This window comes from Roseateles sp. T103, assembly GCF_057219915.1.
In genome coordinates, this window is sequence record NZ_JBXVVS010000004.1 from 420574 (window position 1) to 430291 (window position 9718).

Sequence of the window (9718 nt, forward strand, 5' to 3'; positions counted from 1 at the left end):
CGAGACGGCACGCACCTCAACGGTAGGGGAACCGACTCCGGCCGCGCGGCCGGGTCGGCAGGCGATCCGCGCGGATCGGCACAGCCCTCAGCGCATGCGGCTGGCCCAGCGGCAGCAGCCTGAGCGCATCGCGCAGCGACGCCAGGATCAGGCGCAGCCTTGCCAGATGAGCGGCAGCAGCGCGTATGGAGAGCTTCATGAAAACCTCGAAAGAAGTGGTGACGGGCTGAAATGTGCGGCCGGAAAGCTCACGAACAAAGCTGAACTTTCGTGATCTTCATTCAGTAAATTTCGAAGCAATGCCATCGGTGCCCGGCATCGGCCGAGCCGATGCCGGGCGCAGAGAAAACCTGCTGGCACATCGCCACGCCAGGGCCAAGATGGGCTCCTCCACTCAAGCCGGGAGTACCACGATGCAAGTGCTTTTCAAGTCCCCTGACCGTCAACACGCGTCGATGCGCCTCGATGTGGAGCGCCGCGTGCGCTTCGTGCTCAGGCGCATCAGCTGGCGCGTGCCCCGCGCCGAGGTGCAGTTCTCCGACCTGAACGGTCCGCGCGGCGGCATCGACAAGTGCTGCCGCGTCGAGCTGCACACCGACGGCGCGGGACAGATCACCGTCTCGTCGGTCGCCAAGGACTGGCGACGCGCACTCAACGACGCCCTGGTGCGCGCCACGCGGGCCGTGCTGCGGCTCTGGCAACACAGCCGCGCCAACCGGCGCCAGCAGCCCGCGCTTCTCGAAGCCGATCGGTAAGAGCGGGCCGGATCAGCCGCGCCGCTGATCCGCCGCGGGCTGGAGCCGGGTGATCGCAGCCTGCACGAAGTCCTGAGCGGCTTCGCTGTAGTCCCACTGCTCCACGGCGATGCGCCGACCGGCCCGCCCCTCGCAGGCGGAATCGCCGCTTCGCGGGCGCCCCGCGTCGCGCTCCCAGCGCACGACATTCACCGAATGCGGCACACCGTGCCGCACGCGGGACGACACCGCCGTGCCCGCCTGCACCGCCCAGGCAGCACGTGCGGTGCCTGGCAAGGGCATCACGAAGGGCAGGTGGATGTGGCCGCCGAGCACCAGGTCGGCCCCTGCCTCGGCCCAGGCCTGTCGAGCCGGCAGGCTGCCACGCAGCAGGTTCGCCTCTTCGGCAGCGGTCGGCACCGCGACGGGCTGATGCACCACGACCACGCGCAACTGCTCCTCGCGTGCCGAGCGCAGTCGGCTGGCCACGCGCTCGATCTGCGCGGACGAGACCTCGCCGTGCTTGTGGCGCCGCCTGCGCGTGGTCTTCACCCCCAGCACAAGAAGCTCCGCCGACTCATGGCAAGGCTCCAGATCCGGCCCAAAGGCAGCACGGAAGCGCGCATAGGGGCACAGCAGACGCGTCAACGGATCGAACAGAGAGATGTCATGGTTGCCCGGGATCGCCAGCCAGGGCGCACCAAGCCGGTCGACGAAGGCGCGCGCCGCCTTGAACTGCGCCGGCCGCGCACGCTGCGTGATGTCGCCGGACAGCACCACCAGATCGGGGCGCAAACGCTGCGCCAGCGCCACCAGCGCCTCGATCACCGGCGCCTGCTCGGTGCCAAAGTGGGTGTCTGACAGATGCAGCAGCACGCTCATGCCGAAGCCTCGGTGCTGCGCGCGTCCAGGCCCAAGGCTGCCGGCGTCTGGATCAGCATCAGCGGCTGCTCCAGCACACGAAAGTCCAGCGGCGGCTTCAGTCGTGTCACCTCGCCGTCGAACGCCACCTTCACCGTGCCGCCGGCGTGCAGCCCGCCTGGACGCAGCACCATGTGGTGGAACTCGAAACTCTCCACATCGTCCGCCTCGCCCAAGGTGCCCAGCGCGCCGTGCAGCAGCAGGCGCAGCATCGCCAGCGTGCCCACCGGCCGCAGCATGACCGCGGCGATGCTGCCGGCTCCCGGCGCGCCCGGCAGCGTGTCTGCCGGCTGCGCACCCAGCTGGTCGAGCTGCAGGCGGTTGTTGCCGACGAACAGCGTGAGCGCCGTCACGTCGCGCGAGCCGGCACCCAGCTCGATATGCAGGCGCAGCTTCCGCTGCGCGCGCAGCAAGGTCTTCACCCCGGCATAGATCGCCACCCAGCGGCTGCGGCCGAAGCGACGCTTGTAGGCCTCGCGGTCTTCCAGCAGCTCGGGGTACAGGCCCACGCTGGCATTGACGAGGAACAGATGACCGTTCACCGCCGCCACCTGCACCGGCCCTGGGCTGCCGCTGAGTGCCAGGCGCACCGCCGCAGCCGGATCGGTGGGGATGCCATGCGTGCGGGCGAAGTAGTTGAAGGTGCCGTAGGGCACCACGCCCAGCACGCAGCCCGCCGCATGCGCGGCCTGAGCCACGGTGTTCAGGCTGCCGTCCCCGCCCACGGCGACCAGCGCGGCGCCATCGGCGGCAGCGCGCCGCGCGGCGTCGGCCGCGACAGGCGCCAGCTCGGGCGGCCGCGCGACGATCAGCTCGCCGCGCCGACCCGCAGCCGCGAGCCCCGCTTCGATGACCCGGCACTTGTCGTCCAGATCGACAGCACCGGCACCGGCATTGATCACGAAGCGCACCGGCGCCTCAGGGTTCAGCGGCATGAGGGCCGCACGGTGCGCAGACGACTCTTGCATCCCATGTTCCCGGCGGCTCGCCGGTCCTGCGCTTCACTTGGATGCCGCGCAGTGTCACATCGCCGCGATGTCCTTGGGCGCCGGCAGGCCATCACGGCGCCGGTGGCCCGGCCGCGGCGGCGCTCGTCCGCCCTCTCAGCCGCACGCTCAGCCGCGCAGCAGGTAGACCTGCGCCACCGCGCTGCCCTGCACGATCATCGGCCCCGCCCAGGCCGGCGCAGCCCCCGCCGGCAGCTCCTTGACGAGCCGCGGCGTGCCCAGCGGTGGATCGGGCGCGGTGTCGAGCTCCTGAAACTCCGCCAGATTGGTGAGCACGTTCTTCGCGTTCACCCAGATGCGCGAGCCCAGGAACTTGGTCCCCAGCGCTTCTTCGCCCTCGATCGCCTTGGCCTGCTGGTTCAGCGACAGCTTGCCGGACACTTCGACGTGATAGTTGGCCATGGTGCGGTACTCCTCGTGGATGTGGCGCTTGCGGCCTTGGGCCGCGTCTCACTTCAACAGACCGTTGTCCTTGAGCGCTTTCTCGACCTGGCCGATGCGCTCCGGCGTCGGCGGGCGCAGCGCCTTCAGCAGCGCGGCACGCGCCTCCTTGGCCGTTTTCTGCTCGGGCAGGCCAAGTGCCACCAGCGCCTTCCTGGCCTTGTCCAGCCCGGCATCGTCGATGGCGAAGATCGCGCCGCTGATCGTCTTGCGACGCGTGATCTCCGCATCCGACGGCAGCTCCAGCGCGCGCACCTCGGCCAGCGAAGCCTTGCGGTCGCTGTCGGCCCGCGCAGTGATCTCGGCGATGGCAGAGAGCACGGTGCCCGCCGAGAAGTAGTCCTCCAGGTCGGCCAGCGCGGCGGTGCCGTCATAGGCACCGAGAGGATCGCGCTGGCTGCCGCGCATGCGCACCAGCACCTGCGCGCGGGCGGCGCCCATCGCCGCCACCAGCGCCGGCACGGTCTTCTCGTAGAAGTAGCTCTTGTCGACGATGCCGAAGGCGCCCACCACGCCGGCCGCGAAGAGCGCGTAATTGGTCTTGGCCTTGACGCTGTCCACAAAGGCGCCGGCCGTGCTGGCGCCCAGCGTGGTGCCGGCCGCCGCGGCCGAGGCATCGGAGCGGTCGGCCATCAGATCGCGCACGAACTGGTGGAACTGCAGATCGATCACCGCGATCGCCTTGTTCTGCAGCAGATTGCGCTCCACCTCCGAGCCGGCCGCCTGCAGATCGGCCAGGTCCTGCGCCGAGAGGTTGATCCGGCTGACCACCTCGGCCGTGGGCTGGTAGCGCGTCGGCGTGCCGCGCAGCGTGGAGCAGCCCGAGGCCAGGGCCAGCGCCAGCAGCCCCAGCAGCAGCCTGACGCCGCGCAGCGACAGCGGCTGCACGGTGGCCGCCCCGGAATGCCTTGCCATCGTCCTTGCTTGGTCCATCATCGCTCTCCTGGGTTGACGCCATGCCGGCGCCGCTGCGGCGGCCAGGCTGCGCCCCATGATGCCCACCCTGTCGGCCGCGAACATCCCCAGGCTGTCGGAGTGGCAAGACCCGGCACCGCGGGGGCATCGCTTCGCCGCGACAATGCGCGCCATGATGAACAACCAACGCCCCTCTTCCCTCTCCGCCGTCGACCAGGCGCGCCAGGCCGCGCAGTGGCAGCGCAACAAGCCCAGCATCTATGTGGATGTGGGCCTGGGCCTGTTCTTCTTCGTCTGCGCCAAGTTCACCGACCTGACCACCGCCGCGCTGCTGGGCGCCGCCGCGGGCCTGTGCGTCTATCTGGCGCAGCGCTTCGTGAAGGTGGACCTGATCGGCGGCCTGGCGATGTTCGGCGTGGTCATGCTGCTGGTTTCGGCCGGCTTCTCCTGGCTGTTCCAGGACGACTGGGCCGTCAAGATGAAGGGCACCATCCTGGGCCTGCTCACCGCCACGCTGTTCCTCGGCGACGGCCTGTTCAACCGCGGCCGCTACTTCGGCCGCCGGCTGGCGCGCTATGTGATGGAGCCGGTGATCGAGCACCGCCTGGCCATAGGCCTGGGCCTGCTGGGCGCCACCATGGCCGGCCTCAACTGGGGCGTGGCCGAGTTCTTCAGCACCGACATCTGGCTGGCCTACACCACCTTCGGCGACATCGCGCTGAGCATGCTGCTGTTCTTCGCGGTGCTGCGCTACGCGCGGGCCTGAGCCGGCGGACCGCTCGCACCAGTGCGCGCTTCAGCCGGCGCGCAAGCGACAGGACCGCAGCGGCCGGCGCGACGACCTGCCTGCAACAAAGCAAACGAGACAGCGGCCGCTTCGCAACGCCGCTGAAACCGGCGCGGCCCAGACTGGCGGGCACCCTCAACTCCCCGTGAGCGCCGCCATGTCCACCGGTCTTCCCGCCATGATGCCCGCACGCCGCCCCGTGCTGGCCGCGCTGCTCGGCGCCGCGCTGCTGCCCGGCCGGGCGCTGCGCGCCGCCACGCCATCGGCGATGAACATCACTTTCCGCGACACCACCTTCGTGCACCGCTGGTCGCGCGGCGGCCAGCATGAATTCACGCCGGCCGACGATGCCGACCTGACCAGCTGGCGCGACATGCTGACGATCAATGTGCACGGCAATGCGCGCAGCGCCGAAGCCCTGGCCGGCGTGGCCAACCAGGTGCTGGCCAACTACGAGCGCGTCGGCAAGGTGGTGCGCACGCGCTCGGTGCCGCGCAGCGCCACCACCAGGGCCGAGCACTTCATCGCTGCGGTGCTGGGCCAGCCCGAGTTCCTCGAAGCCGCCTTCGCGCGCTGCCTGCCGGTGGAGAACGCCAGCATGGTGCTGGTGCTCTCGCACCGCGTCTACGGCCAGAAGCAGGGCCCGGCGATGAGCGCCTGGCTTGCCGCCAACGGCAACGCCGTCGAGCAGGCACTGATGGGCTGGACCCGCTGGCCCAGCGTCGAGCGCCTGGACGAACTGCCACGCAGCGCGAGCTGAGCTGCGTGGGGCGCGGGGGCCTGGTCAGCCCTTCCGTCGCCGACTCGCCGCAAGCGCAGCAAGACTGAGGCCGACCAGCGCCAGCGAGGCCGGTTCCGGGACATCGCTGGCCTGCACTTCGAAGTTGGACGCCGTGCTCTGGTTGCCGATGGTCCAGGCGATGTTGTCGACGGCGCCATCGAACGGCCCCCAGCCGCTGCCGATGCCCGCGCTGAAGCCGAGGATGGCCGCATTCGCGAAGCGGGCGCTGGCCTGCCATTCCGCCAGCGTGTCGTAGGGCGTGCCGTCGCCGTCGATGTCGAACTCATTGCCCAGGCCGAACCCGAAGTTCCACAGCTTGCTGCTGTTGCCCACCACGTCCGAGACCCAGGCATCGGTGGGCGCGTTTCCGGCCACGTTGTAGGCGCGCTCGAACACCAGGCCGCCGCGGTCGCCGGTCGTTGCGAGGTTGCCATCCAGATCGAGCAGGATGCGCAGCGCGGGATGCTGCACGGCGCTGTTGCTGCTGCTGCTGTTGCGGTACCAGTCGTAGGACATGCCCGAGAACGCCGAGAACGCGCCCAACGAGGCCGACGCGAAATAGTTGCCGCCGACGTTCACGCCGCCGGCGAGGTATTCGATGTCGGCCTTGTGTGAGGCGCCGGCCGGGCCCGCCGTGCCCGCCAGATGTGCCGAGCCATTGCCCGAGCGCGCATAGCTGGTGTCGATGCCCGCCGTACCGCCGTTGCGCACGTTGTTGTAGTACCAGCCGGTGGCGCCGACCGCCTGCCCTTGGTTGACCCCAGTTGCGTTGGTGAACGCATCTCCCGGCGCAGCGCCGTTGGCAAGCACAGTCGCAGCCGATGCCGCACCGCCAAAGCCGGTCAGCGCTGCAAGCCCGACCGTCATCGCCAATCCTCGTACCAAGCACTTCATGAGCCAGTCCCCCAAGGTTGAAGTAGATGCCGCGCAGGTGCGGCGTACCAGGCACGCAAGCTTCGGACCAGCAGCGCAAGCGCCTATGACGGCGCAACGCTCGGCATCGCGACAGCACGTCGCCTGTAAAGGCATTCGACGTCGCGTGTGGGTCTCAGGCCACGCCTTAGGGATAGGCAGCAGTTGCCCCGCCGCCTCCGACTTCTGACATCCGCGTCCGCGCGCCCGCAGCGATATGCCGCTCAGCTCAGCCGTTCGGCCAGGCTGGCTAGCCTCGCCCTGATGCGACGCAGACCGCTTGATTCCGTCAGTGCAGACTGAATCAAGCCGGCGCCAGCTCCACCGCCACGCCGCTGAGCACCGAGTTGCCCGACAGCGGATCGCGTGCGCCTTCGTCCAGCAGCGCGTTGAGGTTCACGCCCGGGCGCTGACGGGCCAGGTGCAGCTGCGCGCCGGGCAGGTCGTGGCCCCAGCCGTGGGGCAGGCTGACCACGCCGGGCATCATCTCGTCGCTCAGCGCCACCTGCGCCACCAGCTCGGCGGTGGCGGTGCGCAGCCGGCCCAGGCCGCCATCAGCCAGGCCCAGGCGCGCGGCGTCCTGCGGGTGCACGAGCAGCGTGCAGCGCTGGGGCCCCTTGGCCAGCACCGGCAGGTTGTGCATCCAGCTATTGCCCGAGCGCACATCGCGCCGGCCGATCAAGAGCAGCCCCTTTGACGCTGCCGCCTCGGCCAGCGCCGCCTCCACATGCGCCAGATCGGCCAGCAGGCTGGGCGGCGCCAGCTCGATCAGTCCCGAGGACGTGCGCAGCAACTCGGGCACGCGCGGCTGCAGCTCGCCCAGGTCCAGCCCATGCGGCGCGGCCTGCACCTTGTCGAGGCTGATGCCGCCGGGCTTGAGGCCGAAGGCATCGCCATAAGGCCCGCTGCGCAGCGCCAGGTCGATCAGCCGCTCCGGGCCGCGGCGCGGCTGCAGCGCGGCCAGCACCGCCGGCGCGTGCTCGCCGGCCAGGCGCTGCACGTCGGCGGCCACGTTGGCATCGTCCATCGCATTCACATCGCCGCGCCAGTCCTTGCCCTCCACCATCGCGGCCAGGCGCAGCAGCGTTTCCCATTCCTCGGGCTGGCCCACGGGGCGCGCGAACACCGGCGCCGAATAGCGCGCGTTGTTGCGCCAGCTCAGCTGCGGGAAGGCCATGTCGTAGTGCAGATCCTCCAGCGGCGAGAGCCCCGGCAGGATCACGTCGGCATGGCGGCTGGTCTCGTTGAGATAGATGTCCAGGCTCAGCATGAACTCCAGGCTGTCCAGCGCCTTGGCCAGCCGCGGGCCGTTCGGCGCCGAGAGCACCGGGTTGCTGGCCAGCGTGATCAGCGCGCGCACCTGGCCCGGGCCGGGCGTCGCTATCTCCTCGGCCAGGCAGCTCATCGGCAGCTCGCCGAAGACCTCGGGCGCCTTGCTAACGCGGCTGTGGCGCCGCCCGGTGGCGATGCCCTTGCCGCGGCCCGGCTTGCCCTGCGTGTTGGCGGCGAAGGCGGCAGCCTTGGGGAACATCGCGCCGCCCTCGGCGTCCAGATGGCCGGTGAGGATGTTGAGCAGGTCGATCAACCAGCTGTTCAGCGTGCCGAAGCGCTGCGTGCAGGTGCCGATGCGGCCGTAGAGCGAGGCGCGCGGCGTACGCGCCAGCTCGCGCGCCAGGCGGCGCTGCGCATCGGCACTGATGCCGCAGCCCGCGGCCATGCGCTCGGGCGCAAAGGGCTGCACCGCGGCGCGCACTTCGTCCAGCCCGTTCAGATGCGCGGCCAGCCGGCCCGGCTGCACCAGGCCCTCGGCGAACAGCGTGTGCAGCATGCCCAGCAGCAGGAACACATCGCCGCCGGGGCGGATAGCCAAGTGTTCATCGGCGGCCTCGGCCGTCTCGGTGCGGCGCGGGTCGATCACGATGATGCGGCCGCCGCGCTCGCGCATGGCCTTGGCCTTGCCGCGGTAGTCGGGCACGGTCCACAGGCTGCCGTTGCTCACCATCGGATTGGCGCCCAGGATAATCAACAGATCGCTGCGCGGCAGGTCCGGCACCGGGATGGACAGCCAGTGCCCGTACATCAGCCCGCTGCTGAGCTGCTTGGGCATCTGGTCCAGCGTGGAGGCCGAGAACACGTTGCGCGTGCCCAGCGCGCGCACCAGCCGCGGGAAGTAGGCCAGCAGGCTGATCTTGTGCGCTGAGGGGTTGCCCGCCGTGGCCGCCACCGCGTCGGGTCCATGCTCGCGCAGGATAGGCAGCAGCCGCGCCTCCACCTCGGCCAGCGCCTCGTCCCAGCTGGCCGGCACGAAGCGGCCATCCGCCTGCTTGATCAGCGGCTGGCGCAGCCGGTCCGGGTCTTCGTGCAGGTCTTTCAGCGACACGCCCTTGGGGCAGATGTAGCCCGCGCTGAAGGGATCGTTCGCCTCGCCGCGAATGCTCAAGACCTGCGAGCCCTGCGTGCGGATCTCCAGGCCGCAGCAGGCTTCGCACAAGGGGCAGATGCGGTAGTGGGTGCGGGGCGCGGCGGCTGTCGTCTCTTCGCTCATGGGCTGTCTCCGGGGCTGGTCTGGCGAACCGGCTCTGTGGCCAGTTGATTGGGCCATTGTGGGACGAGGCGGGGCACGAGGGGGTCAAGTAGGCGACAGACTGAGCCTCAGACCAACGGTCGGCCAAGTGTCGCACTCGCGCTCACCGAGCCTAGCTGCTGCGCTACCTGCGCAGACGCCGGCCCAACATCAACGATCCCCATCAAGCGAGTCAAACGCGGCCAGCATGCTACGGCCCTGCGTCGCCAACTGCGGCAGTTGCACCACTTCTGCATTTCGCGTACTCAGATAAGACGACGTTGCTGCCCACTACCAAACCGACTGCGCAGCTGCTTCTGCCTTGCAAACATGAAATGCTTGCCCAGCCTTCCGACAGCCCATCAAACATAATCGACTAGCCGCAAAATCTAACCTTAGGATTGGTAGCCCCTGGAACGCTGCCAATCAATGTACGTAGCCTCCTCTTGCCCCAAAGGACGTTTGATATGCCTAAGGCTCCCATTTCTCCAACAACCAAGGTCGAGAGCGTCGGCGCATTCGCCTTTGACGCCGAGGATCTCCCGCTGGAAAAGTTGCTGTGAATCGCCCCGGGTTCAGTAGACACCTTCGAGCCTCAAACTGAGGCCCAATCGGAGGTGCCATGCAGAGCAAGCAACCCTACCCAGAAGAATTCAA

10 protein-coding genes are annotated in these 9718 nt (G+C 69.4%); 3 read left to right on the plus strand and 7 right to left on the minus strand.

The features are described 5' to 3' along the window. Positions 1-16: 16 nt before the first annotated feature. Entirely contained in the window at positions 17-199 is a 183-nt protein-coding gene (locus AC2EBS_RS14460) for a hypothetical protein (protein ID WP_484729121.1), read from the minus strand. A gap of 214 nt (positions 200-413) precedes the next feature. On the opposite strand from AC2EBS_RS14460, the gene AC2EBS_RS14465 reads away from it, so the two are divergent. Next, entirely contained in the window at positions 414-755 is a 342-nt protein-coding gene (locus AC2EBS_RS14465; RefSeq protein WP_484729122.1) for an HPF/RaiA family ribosome-associated protein, read from the plus strand. A gap of 12 nt (positions 756-767) precedes the next feature. Here AC2EBS_RS14465 and AC2EBS_RS14470 read toward each other — a convergent pair whose 3' ends face one another. From AC2EBS_RS14470 to AC2EBS_RS14485, 4 genes are all read right to left on the minus strand, one after another. After that, complete coding sequence (locus AC2EBS_RS14470; RefSeq protein ID WP_484729123.1) at positions 768-1616, minus strand: metallophosphoesterase family protein; 849 nt, start codon at positions 1614-1616, stop codon at positions 768-770. After that, entirely contained in the window at positions 1613-2590 is a 978-nt protein-coding gene (locus tag AC2EBS_RS14475; RefSeq protein ID WP_484729124.1) for a diacylglycerol/lipid kinase family protein, read from the minus strand. The genes AC2EBS_RS14470 and AC2EBS_RS14475 overlap by 4 nt, the downstream gene beginning before the upstream one ends. 180 nt (positions 2591-2770) lie before the next feature. After that, complete coding sequence (locus tag AC2EBS_RS14480) at positions 2771-3064, minus strand: hypothetical protein (RefSeq protein WP_484729125.1); 294 nt, start codon at positions 3062-3064, stop codon at positions 2771-2773. A gap of 48 nt (positions 3065-3112) precedes the next feature. Further along, positions 3113-4018, minus strand: a complete 906-nt coding sequence (locus AC2EBS_RS14485; protein ID WP_484729126.1) for a hypothetical protein — start codon at positions 4016-4018, stop codon at positions 3113-3115. A 172-nt stretch (positions 4019-4190) separates the two neighbouring features. On the opposite strand from AC2EBS_RS14485, the gene AC2EBS_RS14490 reads away from it, so the two are divergent. Together AC2EBS_RS14490 and AC2EBS_RS14495 are read left to right on the plus strand one after the other, a co-directional pair. Continuing rightward, on the plus strand, positions 4191-4784 hold the full coding sequence (locus AC2EBS_RS14490) for a septation protein IspZ (protein ID WP_484729127.1): 594 nt from the start codon (positions 4191-4193) through the stop codon (positions 4782-4784). A gap of 178 nt (positions 4785-4962) precedes the next feature. Then, a complete protein-coding gene (locus AC2EBS_RS14495) occupies positions 4963-5565 on the plus strand; it encodes a hypothetical protein (RefSeq protein WP_484729128.1) in 603 nt (200 codons plus the stop codon). Positions 5566-5589: 24 nt separating this feature from the next. Here the strand turns inward: AC2EBS_RS14495 and AC2EBS_RS14500 are convergent, their stop codons facing one another. After that, entirely contained in the window at positions 5590-6453 is an 864-nt protein-coding gene (locus tag AC2EBS_RS14500; protein WP_484729129.1) for a PEP-CTERM sorting domain-containing protein, read from the minus strand. Positions 6454-6802: 349 nt separating this feature from the next. Beyond that, entirely contained in the window at positions 6803-9043 is a 2241-nt protein-coding gene (locus tag AC2EBS_RS14505) for a molybdopterin-dependent oxidoreductase (protein WP_484729130.1), read from the minus strand. Positions 9044-9718 lie beyond the last annotated feature (675 nt).

Bases quoted from the DNA above. Each gene is read 5' to 3' on its own strand.
- AC2EBS_RS14460 (WP_484729121.1), bottom strand. From the start codon at position 199: ATGAAGCTCTCCATACGCGCTGCTGCCGCTCATCTGGCAAGGCTGCGC.
- AC2EBS_RS14465 (WP_484729122.1), top strand. From the start codon at position 414: ATGCAAGTGCTTTTCAAGTCCCCTGACCGTCAACACGCGTCGATGCGC.
- AC2EBS_RS14470 (WP_484729123.1), bottom strand. From the start codon at position 1,616: ATGAGCGTGCTGCTGCATCTGTCAGACACCCACTTTGGCACCGAGCAG.
- AC2EBS_RS14475 (WP_484729124.1), bottom strand. From the start codon at position 2,590: ATGCCGCTGAACCCTGAGGCGCCGGTGCGCTTCGTGATCAATGCCGGT.
- AC2EBS_RS14480 (WP_484729125.1), bottom strand. From the start codon at position 3,064: ATGGCCAACTATCACGTCGAAGTGTCCGGCAAGCTGTCGCTGAACCAG.
- AC2EBS_RS14485 (WP_484729126.1), bottom strand. From the start codon at position 4,018: ATGGCAAGGCATTCCGGGGCGGCCACCGTGCAGCCGCTGTCGCTGCGC.
- AC2EBS_RS14490 (WP_484729127.1), top strand. From the start codon at position 4,191: ATGATGAACAACCAACGCCCCTCTTCCCTCTCCGCCGTCGACCAGGCG.
- AC2EBS_RS14495 (WP_484729128.1), top strand. From the start codon at position 4,963: ATGTCCACCGGTCTTCCCGCCATGATGCCCGCACGCCGCCCCGTGCTG.
- AC2EBS_RS14500 (WP_484729129.1), bottom strand. From the start codon at position 6,453: ATGACGGTCGGGCTTGCAGCGCTGACCGGCTTTGGCGGTGCGGCATCG.
- AC2EBS_RS14505 (WP_484729130.1), bottom strand. From the start codon at position 9,043: ATGAGCGAAGAGACGACAGCCGCCGCGCCCCGCACCCACTACCGCATC.